The sequence below is a fragment of the Kribbella sp. NPDC104218 genome, assembly GCF_055584105.1.
In genome coordinates this window covers 2,142,683-2,160,801 of record NZ_JBVJMQ010000001.1, presented here as the reverse complement: position 1 = coordinate 2,160,801, position 18,119 = coordinate 2,142,683, and the positions used below count along the sequence as shown (strand labels likewise).

20 protein-coding genes and 1 tRNA gene are annotated in these 18,119 nt (G+C 70.4%); 6 read left to right on the top strand and 15 right to left on the bottom strand.

Translation table 11 applies throughout. The features are described from left to right. Window positions 1–260: 260 nt before the first annotated feature. Complete coding sequence (locus ACZ6ZD_RS10305; RefSeq protein ID WP_465670405.1) at window positions 261–1,679, bottom strand: alpha/beta hydrolase; 1,419 nt, start codon at window positions 1,677–1,679, stop codon at window positions 261–263. A 110-nt stretch (window positions 1,680–1,789) separates the two neighbouring features. Between ACZ6ZD_RS10305 and ACZ6ZD_RS10300 the strand changes: the two genes are divergently transcribed. After that, window positions 1,790–2,569, top strand: coding sequence for a helix-turn-helix domain-containing protein (locus tag ACZ6ZD_RS10300; protein WP_465670403.1), 780 nt, complete (start codon window positions 1,790–1,792; stop codon window positions 2,567–2,569). A gap of 143 nt (window positions 2,570–2,712) precedes the next feature. Here ACZ6ZD_RS10300 and ACZ6ZD_RS10295 read toward each other — a convergent pair whose 3' ends face one another. Further along, window positions 2,713–3,714: a hypothetical protein gene (locus ACZ6ZD_RS10295; RefSeq protein ID WP_465670401.1), complete on the bottom strand. Its 1,002-nt coding sequence runs from the start codon at window positions 3,712–3,714 to the stop codon at window positions 2,713–2,715. Then, window positions 3,714–4,229, bottom strand: coding sequence for a SigE family RNA polymerase sigma factor (locus tag ACZ6ZD_RS10290; protein ID WP_465670399.1), 516 nt, complete (start codon window positions 4,227–4,229; stop codon window positions 3,714–3,716). The genes ACZ6ZD_RS10295 and ACZ6ZD_RS10290 overlap by 1 nt, the downstream gene beginning before the upstream one ends. 176 nt (window positions 4,230–4,405) lie before the next feature. Between ACZ6ZD_RS10290 and ACZ6ZD_RS10285 the strand changes: the two genes are divergently transcribed. Both ACZ6ZD_RS10285 and ACZ6ZD_RS10280 read left to right on the top strand, forming a co-directional pair. Beyond that, a complete protein-coding gene (locus ACZ6ZD_RS10285) occupies window positions 4,406–5,590 on the top strand; it encodes a hypothetical protein (RefSeq protein ID WP_465670397.1) in 1,185 nt (394 codons plus the stop codon). Between the two features lie 78 nt (window positions 5,591–5,668). Further along, complete coding sequence (locus tag ACZ6ZD_RS10280) at window positions 5,669–6,148, top strand: hypothetical protein (protein WP_465670395.1); 480 nt, start codon at window positions 5,669–5,671, stop codon at window positions 6,146–6,148. A gap of 32 nt (window positions 6,149–6,180) precedes the next feature. Here ACZ6ZD_RS10280 and ACZ6ZD_RS10275 read toward each other — a convergent pair whose 3' ends face one another. The 6 genes from ACZ6ZD_RS10275 to ACZ6ZD_RS10250 form a co-directional block, all read right to left on the bottom strand. Next, a complete protein-coding gene (locus ACZ6ZD_RS10275) occupies window positions 6,181–6,579 on the bottom strand; it encodes a hypothetical protein (protein WP_465670393.1) in 399 nt (132 codons plus the stop codon). Between the two features lie 2 nt (window positions 6,580–6,581). Beyond that, window positions 6,582–7,106 (bottom strand): SigE family RNA polymerase sigma factor, encoded by a 525-nt coding sequence (locus ACZ6ZD_RS10270; protein ID WP_465670391.1) that lies wholly within the window; start codon window positions 7,104–7,106, stop codon window positions 6,582–6,584. 65 nt (window positions 7,107–7,171) lie between these two features. Next, window positions 7,172–8,422 (bottom strand): GGDEF domain-containing protein, encoded by a 1,251-nt coding sequence (locus ACZ6ZD_RS10265; RefSeq protein WP_465670389.1) that lies wholly within the window; start codon window positions 8,420–8,422, stop codon window positions 7,172–7,174. Between the two features lie 337 nt (window positions 8,423–8,759). Then, entirely contained in the window at window positions 8,760–10,322 is a 1,563-nt protein-coding gene (locus ACZ6ZD_RS10260; protein ID WP_465670387.1) for a helicase HerA-like domain-containing protein, read from the bottom strand. Between the two features lie 29 nt (window positions 10,323–10,351). Beyond that, on the bottom strand, window positions 10,352–11,836 hold the full coding sequence (locus ACZ6ZD_RS10255) for a PH domain-containing protein (RefSeq protein WP_465670385.1): 1,485 nt from the start codon (window positions 11,834–11,836) through the stop codon (window positions 10,352–10,354). After that, the gene (locus ACZ6ZD_RS10250) at window positions 11,833–12,327 is read right to left on the bottom strand and encodes a PH domain-containing protein (RefSeq protein ID WP_465670383.1); all 495 of its coding nucleotides are present in this window, start codon (window positions 12,325–12,327) and stop codon (window positions 11,833–11,835) included. The genes ACZ6ZD_RS10255 and ACZ6ZD_RS10250 overlap by 4 nt, the downstream gene beginning before the upstream one ends. A 202-nt stretch (window positions 12,328–12,529) precedes the next feature. On the opposite strand from ACZ6ZD_RS10250, the gene ACZ6ZD_RS10245 reads away from it, so the two are divergent. Next, on the top strand, window positions 12,530–12,823 hold the full coding sequence (locus ACZ6ZD_RS10245) for a type II toxin-antitoxin system VapB family antitoxin (protein ID WP_171678174.1): 294 nt from the start codon (window positions 12,530–12,532) through the stop codon (window positions 12,821–12,823). 5 nt (window positions 12,824–12,828) lie between these two features. Continuing rightward, the gene (locus tag ACZ6ZD_RS10240; protein WP_465670381.1) at window positions 12,829–13,392 is read left to right on the top strand and encodes a LytR C-terminal domain-containing protein; all 564 of its coding nucleotides are present in this window, start codon (window positions 12,829–12,831) and stop codon (window positions 13,390–13,392) included. Window positions 13,393–13,405: 13 nt separating this feature from the next. Here ACZ6ZD_RS10240 and ACZ6ZD_RS10235 read toward each other — a convergent pair whose 3' ends face one another. The 5 genes from ACZ6ZD_RS10235 to ACZ6ZD_RS10215 all read right to left on the bottom strand — a co-directional run bounded on the left by ACZ6ZD_RS10235 (window position 13,406) and on the right by ACZ6ZD_RS10215 (window position 16,410). After that, window positions 13,406–14,917, bottom strand: coding sequence for a potassium/proton antiporter (locus ACZ6ZD_RS10235; protein WP_465670379.1), 1,512 nt, complete (start codon window positions 14,915–14,917; stop codon window positions 13,406–13,408). 114 nt (window positions 14,918–15,031) lie between these two features. Further along, window positions 15,032–15,122, bottom strand: a tRNA-Ser gene (locus tag ACZ6ZD_RS10230). Between the two features lie 13 nt (window positions 15,123–15,135). Beyond that, window positions 15,136–15,564, bottom strand: coding sequence for a nucleoside deaminase (locus ACZ6ZD_RS10225; protein WP_465672660.1), 429 nt, complete (start codon window positions 15,562–15,564; stop codon window positions 15,136–15,138). A gap of 31 nt (window positions 15,565–15,595) precedes the next feature. Further along, window positions 15,596–16,093, bottom strand: coding sequence for a tRNA adenosine deaminase-associated protein (locus ACZ6ZD_RS10220; RefSeq protein WP_465670377.1), 498 nt, complete (start codon window positions 16,091–16,093; stop codon window positions 15,596–15,598). Between the two features lie 122 nt (window positions 16,094–16,215). Then, window positions 16,216–16,410, bottom strand: coding sequence for a hypothetical protein (locus tag ACZ6ZD_RS10215; RefSeq protein ID WP_465670375.1), 195 nt, complete (start codon window positions 16,408–16,410; stop codon window positions 16,216–16,218). 100 nt (window positions 16,411–16,510) lie between these two features. Here ACZ6ZD_RS10215 and upp point away from each other — a divergent pair, with 100 nt between their 5' ends. Then, complete coding sequence (gene upp / locus ACZ6ZD_RS10210) at window positions 16,511–17,152, top strand: uracil phosphoribosyltransferase (RefSeq protein WP_465670374.1); 642 nt, start codon at window positions 16,511–16,513, stop codon at window positions 17,150–17,152. 7 nt (window positions 17,153–17,159) lie between these two features. On the opposite strand, the gene ACZ6ZD_RS10205 is transcribed toward upp, so the two are convergent. After that, window positions 17,160–17,999 carry a phage baseplate protein gene (locus ACZ6ZD_RS10205; protein ID WP_465670372.1) on the bottom strand — a complete coding sequence of 280 codons (840 nt, stop codon included), beginning with the start codon at window positions 17,997–17,999 and terminating at the stop codon, window positions 17,160–17,162. Window positions 18,000–18,119 lie beyond the last annotated feature (120 nt).

Sequence of the window (18,119 nt, the reverse complement as noted above, 5' to 3'; positions counted from 1 at the left end):
CACCAAGGCCCCACCGGCTGCTACCGGTGGGGCCTTGTCGATGTTCGAGCAACGCAAAGATTCCGCGACTCACCCCGGTCCGGAGTGTGTACATCCGTCCCGCCTGGGGTACCTATAGGTGCGTCCCGCGGTTCAGTCGGTGTCATTCGGGCATGGGTGATGCTCACCGAGCCGCGAGTTCTCCCACTGAGGGGCGGGAGAACGACCGGCCCCGGCGGGTGCATCTCTCCCAGGATGCGCCCGCCGAGCTCGGAGCCTGCTCAGTGGCAGGCCCGCTTGGCCGGTAGCTTGCCGTTGAGGAAGTACGCGGTGGCGGCTTCGCGGGCGCACTGGGAGTTGAAGTAGGCCGTGTGGCCGTTGGCCTCGGCGATGAGCAGGTGGCTGTTGCGGATCTGGCGGTGCAGGCCGTAGGCGCCGGCGATCGGGGTGGACGGGTCGTGGGTCGCGGTGGCGATCAGGATGGTCGGGGTGTTCTTGATCGGGGTCGGGGCCCAGGGGTTGCTGGGGCGGATGGGCCAGCCGGAGCAGGCGGCTGCCATGACCCAGCCCTCGACGGCTGCGCCGACCCGGGGCGCTACGGCGCGGGCCAGGGCGATGCGGGCGCGGGCGTCGGCGTAGCCCTTGAGCTCGCCGGGGAGGTCCATGCAGGAGACGGCGGCGTACGCGGTCTCGGCGTACCCGATGTAGCTGGAGTAGAAGCCGGAGCCGTCGCCCTTGGCCGCCTTGGCCAGTGCGCCGGCGAGGTTGGTCCAGTCGGCGCCGAAGTCGACGATCTTGGGCAGCAGCGCGGGCAGCGCCATCCGCATCACGTCGCCGGTGACGGGGATGGCCCCGCCGGGCAGCGGCGTCTTGTCGGCCTTGCGGACGGTGTCGTCCCACAGCTTGCCGACGTTGCGGCCGTGCAGCTCACAGGCCTTGTCGGTCGCGCACCACTTGATGAAGGAGTTGAACTGACGCTCCATCTCCCGGGCCTCTTCGAGCATGAAGCGCTTCGAGCCCTGCGAGTGGTCGATGATGCCGTCGAGCAGCATCCGGTCGACGCGGTGCGGGAACAGCTGTGCGTAGACCGTGCCCATGAACGAGCCGTACGACATCCCGAAGAAGCTCAGCTTGCGCTCGCCCAGCGCGGCCCGGATCGCGTCGACGTCGCGCGCCGCCGTCCGGGTGTCCAGGTTGCGCATCAGGTCGCCGTGCTTCTTCAGGCAGGCCTGCCCGGTCGCCCGGCTGGCGGCGACCATCGCGTCGTACTCCGCCTTGTTCTTCGGGAAGACCGGTACGCCGGGCCGCAGCACCGGGCCGCAGTCGAGCTGACTGCTCGCGCCCGTCCCCCGCGGGTCGAAGCTCACCAGGTCGTACTTGTCCCGCAGCGGGCCCATCACCTGGTCGGCCATGCCGGCCGCGTAGAGCGAACCGCCCGCGCCGCCCGGCCCACCCGGGTTGAACACGACGGCGCCGCGCTTCTTCGACTTGTCCCGGGCCGGCACCTTCACGACGAACAGGTTCGTCGTCGGGCCGGACGGCTTCGACCAGTCCAGCGGCACCTTCAGCGTGGTGCACAGCTCGATACCTTCCGGCGTGCACTTGTCCCACTTCGGTCCGGACGCAACCGCCGTACCCCCCGGCACGGCTGCCGCGAGCAGGACGCCGACAACCCCCACCCCACTCAGCTTTTTCCACATGGTCCGCAACCTACGACGTGACCGGGCTCACTCAGCTCGTTTTACTGTCCGTTATTTTCTTACCGATCCGCGAAGCTCGCGGCACGTGCGCGGACAGCTACTGTCAGGGGATGACGGTGACGTTCCAGCGACCAGTGGGTGAGCTGTTGCGTGCGTGGCGTGAGCAGCGACGCCTTAGCCAGTTGGAGTTGGCGAACCGGGTGGAGGTGTCGACCCGGCATGTCAGCTTCGTGGAGACGGGTAAGTCCCGGCCCAGTCAGGAGATGGTGCTGCGACTGGCGGAGCAGCTCGACGTGCCACTGCGCGATCGCAATCAGTTACTGCTGGCCGGCGGCTACGCGCCCATCTACAGCGAGGCTTCGCTGCATTCCCCTGCCATGCTGGCGATCCGCGGCACACTGCGCCGCCTCCTCGACGCCCACCAGCCGTACCCGGCGCTCGTCGTCGATCGCTGGTGGAACATCGTCGAGTCGAACGCCGGCGCCCGCCTGTTCACCCTGGACGTCGACGCGTCGTTGCTCAAGGCCCCGATCAACGCGCTCCGGCTGACCCTGCACCCCGGCGGCCTGGCCCGGCGGATCGGCAACCTGGCCGACGTCCGTGCGGCCGCCCTCGCGAGTCTGCAGCGCCAGGTCGCCGCCACCGCCGACCCCGAGCTCCAGGACCTGTACGACGAGATCCGCGGCTACGCGGCCGCGGATCGCCCGAGCCGGCCCGGCCCGACCGACGTCGTCGTCCCGCTGGAGCTCAGTCACGAGGGCCAGCAGCTGTCGTTCCTGACCACGATCGCAACCTTCGGTACGCCGCTCGATGTCACGGTGTCCGAGCTGATGATCGAGTCGTTCTACCCGGCCGACGAAGCGACCGCCGAGTTCCTGCGGAGCTTCTAGCCAAACCGAAACCCCGTACCGGCAGCGGGGGGGAGGATGCCGGTACGGGGTTCTTTCGGGTGCCCCGGCGGGTGCGGGGACGATGGGATCACCGGTGAGACAGGGTTTCTCCGCCCGAGACCTGTCTCACCGGTGAACTGGGATCACCGGCCTGAGGAGGGTTGGCCGGTGGGGAAGGAAGTCGGCACGCTGGGCGTCGGGAAGCTCGGCTTCGCGGTCGGGAACGACGGCTTGGCCGTCGGGATCCCCGGCTTGGGCTGCTTGCCCGGGTCGACCGTCACCTTGACGCCGCCGGAGACCTTGACGGTCGGGACGGCGGGCTTCGCGGGCAGCGACGGCTTGGCGGTCGGCACCGAGGGCTTGTTCGGCGCGGGGGCCGACGGCTTCGGTGCCGAGGGAACCGACGGGACGCCGTCCACGCAGTCGGGCAGCGTGGTCGGGACCGGCTTACCCGGCAACGTCGGCTTCGCGGGCAACGTCGGCTTCGCGGGCAGGTTCGGCTTCGCGGGCAGCGACGGCTTGGTCGTCGGCACCGACGGGTTCGGGAGCGACGGCTTGCCCGGGAGCGACGGCTTCGTCGTCGGCAGGCTCGGCTTACCCGGCAGCGACGGCTTGGCGGTCGGCACCGACGGGTTCGGGAACGACGGCTTCGTCGTCGGGATGCCCGGCACCGACGGCTTTCCCGGCAGGGACGGCTTGGCCGTCGGCAGCGACGGCTTGCCCGGCAGGCTCGGCTTACCGACGCTCGGCGTGGGTACGTCCGGCTTCGGGACGTCGGGTTTCGGCACCGCCGGAACCGTCGGCTGCTGGTTCGGGTCGATGGTCTTGTCCACCGAGACCTTCACCTTGGGCAGCACCGGCTTGGCCGGCAGGCACGTCGGGTCGACCGACGGCTTCGGGGTGTCGGTCGGCACGACGACCGCCGGCGGCTTCGGGGCGCCGGCGAACAGGTTCTTCACGGGGGCCGGTCCCCCGACCGCGGCGGACACCGTCGCCACCGTTCCGGCGAGGGCGGTGACGCCCGCCGCGGCCAGTCCACGTCGGACCCAGGCCAGTCGCTTCCCGCGCCGCATCAGCTCACCTGCGTTCGGGGTGTACGGCTCCAGGTCGTACTCGAGCGCGCTCCGCAGCTGCTCGTCACTCATCAGTTTCCTCCAACTCCGCTGTCGATCAGGTCGGGTGCCAGACGCAACTTGGCCAGCGCCCGGGAGGCCGTGCTCTTCACGGTCCCGGCCGCCATACCGAGTAGCTCGGCGGTCTCGGCCTCGGAGAGATCCTGCGAGTAGCGCAGCGCGACGACGGCTCTCTCCCGAACAGTCAGACCGGCCAAGGCCGAGAGCACGGCCTCTCTGGTCTGCACCTGCTGGGCGAAGTCCGCTACCGCTCGCTGGTCCCAATCGTTCGCAACCGGATCACTGGGTACTTCGTTGTTCCAGCGCCGGCGGGCCTGGGTGAGGAATCGGTTGACCAGCACCCGGCGGACGTAGCGCAGTTGATCGCCGTCCAATCGGTGCCATTTCGGATACGACCGCATCAACGCCTGCTGGACGAGGTCCTCGGCAGTGTGCCGATCGCCGCACAGCATCTCCGCGAAGCGGAGCAAGGGGGTCGACTGGGTCTGCACGAAGCGCTCGAAGTCGGCGTCCGCGGTCCGGGTCATCGAATCTCCTCTGCCTCTGTCACACCGGTCCAAACCCTTTGGGTGACCGACTAGGTTCTGTTCTGTCACCAACTCCTTCGAAGAAATTTATTCACAGGCTGTACAGATGTGCGGTTTCTTTGTCACATTTGGTGCTGCGAACGCCGCAGCACCTCACCGCCCCGGAGGTTCAGCCCATGCGTATCACCCGCACCGCCGTGCTCGCAGCCTGTCTGGTCACAGCGCTGACGATCAGCCTGCCGAGCGCCGCCTCGCCGCCGGAGCCGATTTCCAGCGCGACGATCAGCAATTCCAGCAATGTGAAACTCGAGAAGGACCGGATCATCCTCGGCGACGCCCCGGCCGCGCTCGGCTCGACCGAGGTCAAGCAGCGCTCGGGCCTCGCCGAGCTCACGCCGGTCACCTTCCCGGCGGCGACCTCGGCCGTCGTGGTCGAGTACGCCGTCAGCACACCGGACGGCTCCTCTGCGGACGTCGACGTCCGCGCTTGGGTCAACGACCGCTGGTCGGAGTGGACGCCGGCGGCGTCCGGCGTACCGACCGCGCTGCCCGGCGCGAGTGACCAGGTCCAGCTGCGCATCATCGTCAGCGCGCCGCCGACCGGCCAGGCGCCGTGGGTGGACGACGTCCGCGTGCAGCCCACCGACAAGACCACGGCCGGCCGGATGACGACGCAGGCCGCGCCGCTCACCTCCCGCGTCTTCGCGACCCGCGAAGGGCTCGTCGGCGGGACGACGGCCAACGGGCACGTGATCGTCAACCGCGACCACTTCGTCGCCCTGCCGTCCCGGCGCGGCCTGTCCAGTAACGGCTCCGGGACGTACTCGGTCAAGGTCTGTACGGCGACACGCTGCGCGTTCGAGCCGGTCTGGGACGTCGGCCCGTGGAACACCAAGGACGACTACTGGAACCCGAGCGCCACCCGCGAGATGTGGAAGGACCTGCCGCAGGGCCGGCCGGAGTCGCAGGCGGCATACCAGAACGGCTACAACGGCGGGAAGGACCAGTTCGGCCGCACGGTCGCCAACCCGGCCGGTATCGACCTTGCCGACGGCACCTTCTGGGATGCGCTCGGCCTGACCAACAACGCCTGGGTCGACGCCACCTACCTGTGGACCGGCGACGGCGGCCGCGGCACGGTCTCGATCACATCCGGCTACCTGAACCTGCGGAACTCGGCCAGCTCCAGCGGCGCCGTCGTCGGTATGGCCGGCAAGTCGGCGCAGGTGACCGTCCAGTGCCAGACCACCGGGCAGAGCGTCAGCGGATCCCAGGGCACCAGCAACATCTGGCTCCGCGTCCACCCCGGCATGTACGTCGCCAAAGCCTGGGTCGCCGCCGGCACCTTCGCCGCCTGCTGAACACCCGAACTCCCGTCCGCCTTCAACCGGCGGACGGGAGCTCGGCCCTACTACTTACCCTGCGACTTCGTCGGCGGCTTGACGATCGGGGTCGGTGTCGCGGCCGGCGGCGTCGCGATCGGAGTCGGCGTTGCGGCCGGCGGCGTCACGATCGGAGTCGGCGTCGCCTCCGACGGCCGCTTCGTCGGCGTGGTCCCGGGTGCCGGATACGACGGCTTCTTCGTCGGCGTGGTCCCGGGGGCCGGGTACGACGGCTTCTTCGTCGGGGTGCCCGGGGGCGGGTACACCGAGGGCGTGTTGGTCGGGGTGCTGGGCGGTGGATACACCGAGGGGGTGTTCGTCGGCGTGTTCGGCGGGGGCTTGGGGTGCGTCGAGGGCGTTCCCGGCGGCGGGGTCGGACTACCACCGCCGCTGCGCGCCATCGCCGTCCCCGCGACTCCACCCACGATCACCACCGCGGCCACGACGCCCGCAATCGCGAGCCGCAGCGTCCGCCGCTTCCGGCTTACCTCATCCATCCTTGCCCTCCGCAACCTTCAGTTCGATCGGTCGGGCTGAAGGACGCGAGCACGTGCCGAAAAGGTTCTGCGTCAGTTCGGAGTACCTGGCGGCGGTGTCCGCAACGGTGGGAGCTCCGGGGAACCGGTTGGCGTCGCGCTCGGCGGCGGTGTCTCCCCACTCGACGGTTTCTTCGTCGGCGTGCCCGGCGGCGAGGTCGGCGTGAGCGGCGGGGGCTGCAGTGTCGTCGGCGTCGAGAGCGAGGGCGGAGCCACCGGTGTCGCCGGGCCGGGCTGGGCGGGCCCGGGGCCGCCCTGGAGCTGGGCGGTGGCGACGCCGGCCGCGGCGACGGCGGCGATCGCCACCGAAGCGGCTACGGCGACCAGCCCGCGCGTACGTCGTCGGCGCGCGCCCGCGATCACCTGCGTCGGGTCCAGCGCCTCGACCTCGCCATCGGGCGCCAGCGCACGGCGCAGCTCGTCCTCGGTCATGTTCATCCTCGGTCCCCCACCCCGGCGAGCTCGGGTGCGACGCGCAGCTTCCCGAGGGCTCGCGCGTTCGCGCTCTTCACCGTGCCGACGGCGACACCCAGCACGGCCGCCACCTCTTTCTCGGTCAGATCCTCGACGTACCGCAGGACGACGACCGCCCGCTCCCGGCGGCTCAGCGCAGCCAGCGCGGCGCCGACCGACACCCGGCGGTCGATCGCGCCCGAGTTGTCGGGCGGGGTGTCGATGAACAGGTCCAGCTCGGCGGCCGCGCCACTCGGGCGCTCGCGCCACGGGCGTCGGCGTACCCAGGACAGGTGCTGGTTCACCACGGCCTGCCGGACGTAGGCGAACGGGTCGGCCAGCTCGATCCGCTCCCAGCGCAGGTACGCCTTCTCCAGCGCGGCCTGGACCAGGTCCTCGGCCAGAGCGGCGTCACCGCACAACATCCGGGCGAAATGCACCAACCGCCCGGACCGGGCCAGCACAAACGCCGTGAAGTCGTCGTCACGACTTCCCGAGGTCGCCATTCGCTCTCCGTCCGCAGGTGTCACCGCTGAGGACGCGGCGGCGCGGCGAAAGGTTCTGCGGGTGGTCAAGAAAGGTCGTTCGGCGCGGCGCCGCTCGGCACCGGGCGGACCTGCGCCCGGGCCGTGATCGCGGTCAGATCGGCGGCCAGGCGGACGCGGTTCCGGCCGGCGGCCTTCGCGGCGTACATCGCGCGGTCGGCGCGCTGCAGCAGGTCGTCGACCGTGACGCCGTCGGCCGGGTAGACCGCGACGCCGATCGACACGGTCAGGTGGAAAGTGTCCGGATCCAGCTCCGGGTCGTCGAGGACGCCGGCGCACATCGCGGCCAGCGGGCTCGCGGCGACCGCGTTGCGCAACCGGTCCGCCGTCACGGTGGCCTCGTCGATCCCGGTCTCGGGGAGCGCGATCACGAACTCCTCGCCGCCGAACCGGCCGATCACGTCCTTGACGCGGATCGCGCTGCGCAGGATCGTCGCGACCGCGCGCAGCGCCTCGTCGCCGACGAGATGCCCGTGCCGATCGTTGACCTGCTTGAAGTGGTCGATGTCGATCAGCAGCACGGCCATCGGCTCACCCTGGCCGCGGGCGCCGCGGAGCATCTCCTCGGTCTGCCGGCGCCACCAGTCGACCCGGGTGAGCTCGGTCTTCGGATCGGTCTGCGCCTCGGACTCCAGCTGGCCGAGCAGCAACGCCCGCTGCGCGGTCAGCGTGATCGGGATGGCCACGAACGCGAACCACGGGCTGATCAGACAGGCGCCGGCGAGCAGACACCCGAACGCCGCGGACGTCCCGTCGATACAGAGGTCGTCGAGCCCGCCGACCAGATCCTGCCGGCTGCTGCCCGGGACGATCAGGTGGATCGCCAGCGCGCAGAGCGCCGCGTCGGTCACCAGGAAGGCGAGAGCGGCGGCCGCCATCGACACGACCAGCGCGAGCTCACTACCGCCGAAGAGGTCGCGGGCGGCGGTGAAAGCGACATGCGCGGCGCCGACCGCGAGCACATGCACCGCGGTCGAGAAGGCCCAGCGGTACGGGATGCACTTCCCGGCCCGGACCCGCCACCAGATGCGGAGCAGCAGCACGACCAGGATCGCCAGCGCCGGCTGCAGCACGATCGCGGCCGCGATCATCCAGGCCGGGGCGAGATCCTTGTGCAGAGCGCCGCCGCGACTGCGCCGGTTCTCCACCCGGCGGGCGCCCTCGACGGTGATCAGCGCCGCGATCGAGAGCGCGAGCACCACGTCGATCCCGCGCCAGCTCGGTAACGCGGTGAACGCCTCGACGGCGTACCCGATGGCGGCGAAGTCGACGAGCACGACAAGAGTGAACGCCGGGACCGTCAAGGTCCAGAGCGCCCATTTCCGTACCGACCGCCTACTCTGCGCAACCATTACCCCCACGGTACGACGTGTGAGCGTCTCGTCCCAATCCGCGACGGCGTGCTGTGGATAACCAGTTTGGAACGATGGCCGGCGCCGCCGATTCAGTCGTTTGATCAATCATCAAACGCGGGAGCGCCTTAATTTCCGCAAGTATCCGTGGACTGCCCGGTCTCGAAAAGGTTTCCGGGGCATGCGGACAAAAGCCGGAGGATCGGCGGTGAGGTCCGCTGAGCGAACCCCACCGAGTGGTCATTCTGATTACCGCCAGTTGTTATTTGCGGCGACGGGCGGCGCCGAAGAGGCCGCGGACGATCTCGCGGCCGGCGGTCCGCGCGAACTGCTTGAACGCCGACGAGCCGATCACCTGCTCGACCATCGACTTCTCCGGCTTCGGCGCCCGGCCGCGCGGCGCGGGCTGCTCCGCCTGCTGCTGTTGCTTGGCCTGCTCGGCGGCCTGCTTCTCCGCCTCGGCCTGCGCGGCCCCGGCCTGGACCTTCGCCGCCAGCAGCTCGTACGCCGACTCCCGGTCGACCACCTGCGCGTACTTCGCGTTGTTCGCCGAGGCGGCCACCGCGGCCGTCAGCTGGTCGGCCGGCGCCGGCGCCATCAGCGACTGCGGCGCGCGCAGCCGCGTCCACGCGACCGGCGTCGGCGCGCCCTTCTCGTTCATCACGGTCACGATCGCCTCGCCGATCCCGAGCTGGGTGAGCACCTCGCCCAGGTCGTACGCCGAGTTCGGGAAGGTCGACACGGTCGCCTTGAGCGCCTTGGCGTCGTTCGGCGTGTGCGCGCGCAGCTGGTGCTGGACGCGCGAGCCGAGCTGCGCGAGGACGTCGTCCGGCACGTCCTTCGGGGTCTGGGTGACGAAGAAGACGCCGACGCCCTTCGACCGGATCAGCCGGACGGTCTGGGCGATCGAGTCCAGGAACGCCTTCGAGGCGTCGTTGAACAGCAGGTGCGCCTCGTCGAAGAAGAAGACCAGCTTCGGCTTGTCGGCGTCCCCGACCTCGGGCAGGTCGTGGAACAGGTCGGCCAGCAGCCACATCAGGAAGGTCGAGAACAGCGCCGGCCGGTCCTGCAGGTTCGGCAGCTCGAGCAGCGAGATGACGCCCTTGCCGTCGCGCTGGGCCAGCAGGTCCGCGGTGTCGAACTCGGGCTCACCGAAGAACGCCTCGGCGCCCTGGTCGGCGAACCCGATCAGCGCGCGCAGGATGACGCCGGCGGTCGCGGCGGACAGGCCGCCGAGCTCCTTCAGGTCACCCTTGCCCTCGTCGCTGGTCAGGTGCGTGATGACCGCGCGCAGGTCCTTGATGTCCAGCAGGGTCAGGCCCTGCTTGTCGGCGTAATGGAAGATCAGCCCGAGCGACGACTCCTGGACGTCGTTCAGCCCGAGCACCTTGGACAGCAGCACCGGCCCGAACGACGTCACCGTCGCGCGGATCGGCACACCGGCGCCCTGGCCGCCGAGCGCGTAGAACTCGGTCGGGAAACCGGACGCCGTCCACTCCTGGCCGATCGTCTTCGTCCGGGCCAGCAGCTTCTCGCTGCTCTGGCCCGGCTGCGAGATCCCGGACAGGTCGCCCTTGATGTCGGCCGCGAACACCGCGACGCCGGCCGCCGACAGCTGCTCGGCCATCAGCTGCAGCGTCTTCGTCTTACCGGTACCGGTCGCGCCGGCCACCAGGCCGTGCCGGTTCACCATCGACAGCGGGATCCGCACCGCCGCGTCGGGCGCGGGTTCGCCGTCCACCAGCAGCGCGCCGAGCTCGACCGCGGCCCCTTCGAACGCGTACCCCTGCTTGACGGTCTCCACGACGTCGGCCTTCTCAGCCATCTCAGCGCGCCTTTCCCCGGTTGACGGAACTACCCGGTCGTGATGCTAGTGGTAAAAGGCGCGAGGAGGTCGGGTACGGCGCTCTCGGCGAAGGCGAGCCCTTCGTCGGCGTCGGCGTCCCGGATCGAGTAGGCGCCGGAGCCGGCCGCCGTGACGGCGCTGAAGGTGGCCAGGCCGACCCGGCGCTGGAAGACCGTCTGCCGGATCCGCCAGCCGATCACGCCGTCGCGCTGCAGGGCCGCGGTCGAGCGGCGCAGCGTCCCGGAGCGGGTGACCAGGTAGTTGCCGGTGACGCCGTGGCCGAGGGACCGGTACGAATCCCGGGCGAGCAGCACGGCCGCGGGCAGCGCCAAGACGGCGAGCAGCACGGCGAGCTGAACCAGGACGCCGGTCAGCCAGATGCCGAGCCCGGCCAGGACCAGAACCGGGACCAAGGCAACGGCCACCGAGATCCGCAGCCGCCGTCCGAACGCGGCCCGCGGGTGCGGCGTCAGCCGGGCGACCGCGGTCGGCGCGACCTCCTCGCGCAGGACGGCGGCCGCGATCCGGTCAGCCACCTCTTTCGGGGCCGCAGGCAACATCGTCTTGTGGTCGGTCTTGTCGTCCTCCTTCTGCTGCGCCAGCCCGGTCGCGATCGCGTCGACCCGGGCAGCGCCCAGCAGCCGAGCGCCCAGCGGCTCGATGACGTCCACCCCGCGCAGCCGGCGCTCCTCGATCGAGATCGACCGGGTGGTGAACAGGCCTCGGCCTACTCGCAGCGTGCCGGGCTCCCGGTCCAACCGGTAGTTCCACCACATCTCGACGAACAAGCCGAGCGAGCCGATCACCCCCACGACCAGCAGCAGCGCGGCCAGGATGAGCAGGACGAGGAGCAGCGGCACTCCGGCGAACAGGTTCTGGATCCAGTCGATCAGCTCGTCTTGCAGCCCGAACCACTGCGACACCTGCATGACCGCGCCGCCGGCGGCGAACCCGAGCGCCGGGACGACGAACGAGGTCGGCGCGTAGCGAATCCAGGCCGGATCCAGCGCGGCGAGCAGCCCGTCGGTCTCGGTGCTCGCACCGCGCAGCAGCTCCTGCCGCAGCCGCTCCCCCTCGGCCCGGGTCACCGGAGTCAGCGTCAGCGTGCCCTCACCGGCGTCCGTCTGCTCACCAGTGCCGATCTGGACGGCGACCAGACCGAAGATCCGGAGGATCGGGTTCGCGGTGAGGTCGACGCTGCGGATGCGGTCCCGGGTGAGCGTCCGGCGGCGTAGTACGACGAGGCCGGAGTGCAGCTCAGCCCGGTCGGCGCTGATCCGGTACTGCGTCCGCCGCCACCGCACGTACTCGAGGACGGCGGCGCCGGCGATCAGCAAGAGCGCAGGTGGTACGACCCAGAGCAGCGCGAAGGACCACGACGTCCCACTCGCGATCCCCGCCGCGGTCGGGACGCCGGCCGTCACCGCGATCCCGGCGCCGAGGACGGCGGCAACCGTGACCGCCTTGGCGTCGAGCCGCTGCCAGTCGCTCATGTCGCGTCACCCGGCGTCGCCTGGGTGATCTCGGTCAGCCGCTCGGCGAGGTCGGCGGCGACCTCCTGCTCGAGGCCGCGGATCTGCAGCGCGCCCTTGGCCGAGGCCGTGGTGACGACGAGCGTCGACAACCCGAACGCCTGCTCGATCGGCCCGCGGAGCGTGTCGACGGTCTGGATCCGCGACATCGGGGCGACCCGCCACTCCTGCCAGAAGTAGCCCGTCCGGGTGAACACGGCGTCCTCGGTGACCTCCCAACGATGGACGCCGTACCACCAGCGCGGGAGGGCGGTGAGGTACGGAAGAGCGACGAGCGCGATCAGCGCCGCCGGAGCGAGTAGCCAGATCCGAGCGGGCGCGATGAGCAGCCCGAGCAGGACCAGCACCAGGATCGGTGGGCCGAAGACGAGCGCGGCCGTCGTCCGCCAGACGGCGACGACGCGGTGGTCCAGTGCGTTGGAAGGCGGCCTGAGCCGCACGGTGCCCGACATGTTTCCCCAGAGATCGACGGTGGATGACTCCTGTCGATCCTAGGAACGCGCGGCCGCGGCGCCGTCCGGCGACCGGGGGACACGGTGTCCTACAACCTGGGTATGACGTCCGGCTCATCCAAAAGGTTGATCCTTGTTCCGGACTGCGCCGGTGAGGTAAACGACCAACCACGAGACCTCGGCGACCGCTAGACTTCGGGGGGTGATCTTCAAGCGCGTCGGGGAGGAACGGCCGTACCCGGACCACGGGCTCAAGCCGAAGGACTGGTCTGCTCTGCCACCACGGCAGGTCCGGCTGGACCAATTGGTCACCACCAAGGGGACTCTCGACCTGAACGCGCTCCTGGACGAGGACTCGACGTTCTACGGCGACCTGTTCGCCCACGTCGTCGAATGGAGGGGTGAGATGTTCCTGGAGGACGGTTTGCACCGCGCGCTGCGCGCCGCACTGCAGCAGCGTCTGGTCCTGCACGCCCGGGTCCTGGTCGTGGACTGATCACGATGAGCGCCTTACAGCCGCAGCCCAGCCCGTTCGCGCGGATCCACTGGCGGACGCCGATCACGATGGTGATCCTGCTCGTCGTGCTGATCGGCGGCGTCTGGTGGGGCTGGAACTCGCTGATCAACTCCAGCGCCGGCCCGACCTGCGTCGACCAGAAGGTCGACAACAACCGCCTGGTGCCGAGCAAGGTCTCGGTGAACGTCTACAACGGCGGCGCCCCCAGCGGCACCGCGCGGCGGGTCGCCGACCTGCTGGAGAAGCGCGGCTTCCACGTCGCCAAGGTGGCCAACGAGCCCAAGGGCGACAAGATCGACGTGATCGCCGTCCGCGGCAACACCGACAAGGCGCCGGAGCTGCAGCTGGTCGTCGGCCAGCTGGCCCAGAAGCCCGTCCTGGTCGGCGACTCCCGGGACGACCACACCGTCGACCTGGTCCTCGGCCGTGGCTACACCAAGCTCAAGGACAAGGGCGCGGCCTCGGTCGCCGTCCCCGGTGACGGCACGATCTGCCTGCCGGTCATCTACACCAAGCAGCCGGTCCCCAAGGGCCAGAACCCGGGCTGAGCCGCTCCCACGGTCAGTAGCTCTCGCGGCCGCGCTCGCCGAACCAGCCGGCCAGGCGGCCGGCCCGGGAGATCGCGCGCAGCCGGCGCGCGGTCTGCTCGCGGAGCGGGCTGGGGGCAACGACCAGCAGCGCGTCCCCGGCCCGGAGGACGGTCCGCCGCTCCGGGACGAAGGTCTTGTCGTCGCGGATGATCAGCGAGACCGAGACGCCGGCCGGGAGCCGGAGCTCGCCGACCTCGACCCCCGCCAGCCGGGACTCGCTCGGCACATGGACCTGGAGCATGTCCGCGCCGAGCGACTCCAGCGGGGCGACGTCGATCTCGACCTCGAACGACGCGTTCTCGTCGAGCACCCGGAGCTTCTTGGCCAGCCACGGCAGCGACGGCCCCTGGAGCAGGGTGAACAGCATCACCAGGACGAAGACGATGTCGAAGATCCGGGTCGCCCCCGGCACCTGCTCGGCCAGCGGGATGGTGGCCAGCACGATCGGGACGGCGCCCCGCAGCCCCGCCCAGGAGATGAACGCCTGCTCCCGCCAGGGCACCTTGAACGGCGTCGCCGAGACCAGCACCGCGAGCAGCCGGCCGACCACCGTGACCGCGATCCCGATCACCAGCGCGATCAGGACGTCGTTCAGCCCGATCCGGCCCGGGGACGCGAGCAGGCCGAGCATCACGAACAGGCCGATCTGGGCCAGCCAGGCCAGCCCGTCGACGAACGAGCGGGTCGCCATCCGGTGCGGCAGCTCGGCGCGGCCGAGGACCAGCGCCGTCACGTAGACCGCGGCGAACCCCGACACATGGAGCAGGACCGTGCCGCCGGCGTACGAGATGATCGCGAGCGAGACGACGGCCAGCGGATACAGACCGGCCGAGCCGAGCGCCACCCGGCGGATCAGGCCGACGCTGATCCAGCCGACCACGAACCCGAACAGCGCGCCGACGACCAGCTCGTAGGCGACCAGGCCGGTGAAGTAGAGCCAGCCGTGCTCGCTCGTGGCGCCCGTGCTGACCAGGGTGACCAGGAGGACGGTCGGGGCGTCGTTCAGCCCGGACTCCGCCTCCAGGGCGCCGCGCAAGCGCGGTCTGATCGGGACCCGGCGCAACACCGAGAACACCGCGGCCGCGTCCGTCGGCGAGGTCACCGCCCCGATCAGGACGGCGATCTGCCAGTCGAGGCCGAGAACGTAGTGCGCGATACAGGCCACCACGCCGACGCTGATCGCGACGCCGACCGTGGCCAGCACGAGCCCGAGCGGCATCACCGGGCGGACTTCGTTCCAGCGGGTGGTCAGACCGCCCTCGGTCAGGATGATGACGAGCGCCGCGAAACCGAGCGCGTGCGCGATCTGGGCGTCCTCGAACTGGATGTGCCCCGGCCCGGACTCGCCGAGCAGCAGCCCCATCCCGAGATAGATCAGCAGCGACGGGAGGCCCAGGCGGCCGGACAGCCGCACTGCGATCACCGCGACCAGCAGCACCACGGCCCCGCCGAGGAGAATCTGGTCGAGCTCGTCCACGTTCACGGTTGGGGCCCCTCTCGTCGAGGTTCGGTCCCGAGCATCAGCTGGAGAAACGAAGACCCTGGCGCATCACACGGCGTCAGGGTCTTCGGTCCTTCACCCGCCCTTGCGAGCAGTTGGCGGTGGCGGAGGGATTTGAACCCTCGGACGGGGGGTACCCGTCACGCGCTTTCGAGGCGCGCTCCTTCGGCCGCTCGGACACGCCACCGCCGCAGAGGCTATCAAGACCTGTGGCCAGAAAAGAAATCGCGCAGCCGGGCACCGGCCACATCGGCCAGCACTCCGCCGGTCACGGCCGGTCGATGGTTCAGCCGGCGGTCCCGGACGACGTCCCACAGCGACCCCACCGCGCCCGCCTTCTCGTCGTACGCCGCGAAGATCAGCCGGTCGATCCGGGACAGCACGATCGCGCCCGCGCACATCGTGCACGGCTCCAGCGTGACGACCAGCGTGCAGCCGGTGAGCCGCCACTCGCCGACCTGCCGGGCGGCGTCGCGCAGCGCCAGCACCTCGGCGTGCGCGGTCGGGTCGCCGGTGGTCTCGCGCTCGTTGTGACCGCGGCCGATCACGGTGCCCTCGGCATCGATCACGATCGCGCCGATCGGTACGTCGGGCAGCGCGAGCTCGGCCTCCTCGAGGGCCAGCGTCATCAGCCGGGCCCATTCGCGCTGCAGTGCCGGGCTAGCCAAGAGCTTCGATCGCCTCCTGGAACTGGGTGCCGAAGCCCAGCGCGTCGGCGATCTCCTCGAGCATCTCCTCGGGGTAGAGGTCGACGTCGTCGCAGAGCGCGCCGAGATCCATCGCGCTCATCCCCAGATCGGCGACGATCGCCAGGTCGCCGGCCGGCACCTGCTCGTCGTCGTCATCGGCCAGCGGGATGTCCAGCTCGTCGACGACCTGCCGGGCCAGCGGCCACTCGGTCGCCGCGGTCACGTCGGAGATCAGCAACCGGGCCCGCCCGCCGACCACCCGGATCACGATGAAGAAGTCCTCGTCGACCGAGATCATCCCGAGGACGCCGGCCTCACCGGGATACCGGAGCAGCGCGGACACCACCGCGGACAGCCCGGGCTCCCCCCGCAGCACCAACGGCGTCACCGTCCACACGCCGTCCTCGGTGTAGGCGGCGACCGCGAAGTCGAGGTCGGTGGTCAGTGGTCCCGCTGTGACGTCGGACACCCCGTCATCGTCGCAGACGCCGGAGTACCCCGGTCGTCCAGGCCATCACGATTGCGTCTCGGCACCCCGCCCAGGCGGGCGCCCACCGCCGACGGGCGATTGTGATGGCCTGGCGGCGCGGGTCAGTGGTGGTAGGTCGCGCGCCGCATCGCCTCGCGCAGGCGACGGACGCGGGCGCGGCGCGGGGCAATGCGGTCGCGGAGGGCTTTCGCCTCCTCGAGTTCGCGGAGGAACTCGGCGCGGCGGTGCAGGCGGTCGAGGTCACGGCGGGGCGCGACCAGGCGCGGGCGGGGCTGCTCGGGCGAGTCGTCGGTCATCGGCACTCCCTCGGGGCGAAGGGCACAAACCAATGCACTTCCAAGCCTAGGGCGGCTGGTGGTTTCGCGGGGGGAATCGCCGACGGTAGCGTTCCGGGTTATGCAGATCCTCGTCGTGGACCACCCGCTCGTCGCCCACAAGCTCACCACGCTGCGGGACGAGAGCACGGACTCCCCCACGTTCCGGCGGCTGACCGAGGAGCTCGTCACGCTGCTCGCCTACGAGGCGACCCGCGACGTGCGGACCGGGCCGACCACCGTGCAGACCCCGGTCTCGGCGGCCGAGGGCGTCAAGCTCACCTCGCCGAAGCCGCTGGTGGTGCCGATCCTGCGGGCCGGTCTGGGCATGCTCGAGGGGATGACGCGGCTGCTCCCGACCGCCGAGGTCGGCTTCCTCGGGATGATCCGCAACGAGGAGACCCTGGACGCCTCGACGTACGCCGAGCGCCTCCCCGAGGACCTCTCCGGCCGCCAGTGCTACGTCCTCGACCCGATGCTCGCCACCGGCGGCACCCTCGCCGCCGCCATCCAGTTCCTCGTCGACCGCGGCGCCGACCACATCACCGCCATCTGCCTCCTCGCCGCCCCCGAAGGCGTCGAGCGCATCGAGCGCGAACTCGACCACCTCAACGTCCCCTGCACCCTCGTCGTCGCCGCCATGGACTCCCACCTCAACGACAAGGGCTACATCGTCCCCGGCCTGGGCGACGCCGGCGACAGGTTGTACGGCGTCGCCCAGTAGCGCGGTCTTACACCAGGGTGTTGCGGTAGAAGAGGTTGGCTCGGCGGTCGCCTTCGAGGCCGGAGGCGAAGCCGAAGTAGAGGCGGGCGGTGGCGTCGGTGGAGCCGTAGACGGCGATGCCTTCGGCTTCTCGGTAGGTGAGGGATTTGCCGGCGAGGGTCAGGAAGGAGTCGACCAGCTGGTTGGTGTTGATGTCGTAGCACCAGAGTTTGGAGTTGGCTTTGGTCTCGTCGGGGGCGCCGGGGTAGGGCTCGCCTTCCCAGAAGTAGACGTAGGAGCCGTAGAGGGTCCAGCCCTGGAAGTCGATGCCGGGGGTGAGGGCCGGCTGTTTGAAGGACGCCAGGACAGTGGAGAAGTCGCCGGTGCGGGCGGCGGCGAGTGAGTAGATGTTGATGTGCATCCCGTTCGAGCGCCGGTGCCGGATGCCGACGCGACCGAAGCGCTGGTCGACCGCGGGGGTGCAGTTGGCCGCGCCCGCCACCGGCTTCCACTTCGTGACGGACGCCGTGGTGTGCGTCTTGCCGTTCTGCCACGGGAAGCGGGTGATCTGCTGCCCGCGCCCGTCCGCGGTGTCGACGTCGGTCTCGGTCCAGATGTACGTCGTACTCCCGACCGCCTCGGCGCCGATCGAGACCGCGTGCCCGAAGCCGGTCAGGTACATGTGCCCGAGCACGTTCCCGGCGAAGTCGAGCTGGCTGAGCGTGATGTCACCGCTGTTCGCGGCGGTCTCGGACCGCAGCTGGCCGGTGAAGAGCCGCTTGTTCGGGGTGTCGAAGGCGAACGACTGCATGACGCGCGGTCCCCACAGCGGCTTGTGCCGGAAGAACTCGTTCGTGGTCGCGCTCATCTTGAAACGCTTGGTGGCGGGCAGGGCAAGGCTCCGGGCGGAGGCGGTGGGCGCACCCAGGGAGCCGGCGGCCACGACCGCTGCGGCACCCGTGAGCAACCCACGGCGGGAAATATTGTC

Bases quoted from the DNA above. Each gene is read 5' to 3' on its own strand.
- ACZ6ZD_RS10275 (WP_465670393.1), bottom strand. From the start codon at position 6,579: ATGACCGAGGACGAGCTGCGCCGTGCGCTGGCGCCCGATGGCGAGGTC.
- ACZ6ZD_RS10205 (WP_465670372.1), bottom strand. From the start codon at position 17,999: ATGAGCGCGACCACGAACGAGTTCTTCCGGCACAAGCCGCTGTGGGGA.
- ACZ6ZD_RS10270 (WP_465670391.1), bottom strand. From the start codon at position 7,106: ATGGCGACCTCGGGAAGTCGTGACGACGACTTCACGGCGTTTGTGCTG.
- ACZ6ZD_RS10240 (WP_465670381.1), top strand. From the start codon at position 12,829: ATGAGCGCCTTACAGCCGCAGCCCAGCCCGTTCGCGCGGATCCACTGG.
- ACZ6ZD_RS10260 (WP_465670387.1), bottom strand. From the start codon at position 10,322: ATGGCTGAGAAGGCCGACGTCGTGGAGACCGTCAAGCAGGGGTACGCG.
- ACZ6ZD_RS10285 (WP_465670397.1), top strand. From the start codon at position 4,406: ATGCGTATCACCCGCACCGCCGTGCTCGCAGCCTGTCTGGTCACAGCG.
- ACZ6ZD_RS10255 (WP_465670385.1), bottom strand. From the start codon at position 11,836: ATGAGCGACTGGCAGCGGCTCGACGCCAAGGCGGTCACGGTTGCCGCC.
- ACZ6ZD_RS10215 (WP_465670375.1), bottom strand. From the start codon at position 16,410: ATGACCGACGACTCGCCCGAGCAGCCCCGCCCGCGCCTGGTCGCGCCC.
- ACZ6ZD_RS10290 (WP_465670399.1), bottom strand. From the start codon at position 4,229: ATGACCCGGACCGCGGACGCCGACTTCGAGCGCTTCGTGCAGACCCAG.
- ACZ6ZD_RS10300 (WP_465670403.1), top strand. From the start codon at position 1,790: ATGACGGTGACGTTCCAGCGACCAGTGGGTGAGCTGTTGCGTGCGTGG.
- ACZ6ZD_RS10250 (WP_465670383.1), bottom strand. From the start codon at position 12,327: ATGTCGGGCACCGTGCGGCTCAGGCCGCCTTCCAACGCACTGGACCAC.
- upp (WP_465670374.1), top strand. From the start codon at position 16,511: ATGCAGATCCTCGTCGTGGACCACCCGCTCGTCGCCCACAAGCTCACC.
- ACZ6ZD_RS10295 (WP_465670401.1), bottom strand. From the start codon at position 3,714: ATGAGTGACGAGCAGCTGCGGAGCGCGCTCGAGTACGACCTGGAGCCG.
- ACZ6ZD_RS10305 (WP_465670405.1), bottom strand. From the start codon at position 1,679: ATGTGGAAAAAGCTGAGTGGGGTGGGGGTTGTCGGCGTCCTGCTCGCG.
- ACZ6ZD_RS10225 (WP_465672660.1), bottom strand. From the start codon at position 15,564: ATGACGCTGGCCCTCGAGGAGGCCGAGCTCGCGCTGCCCGACGTACCG.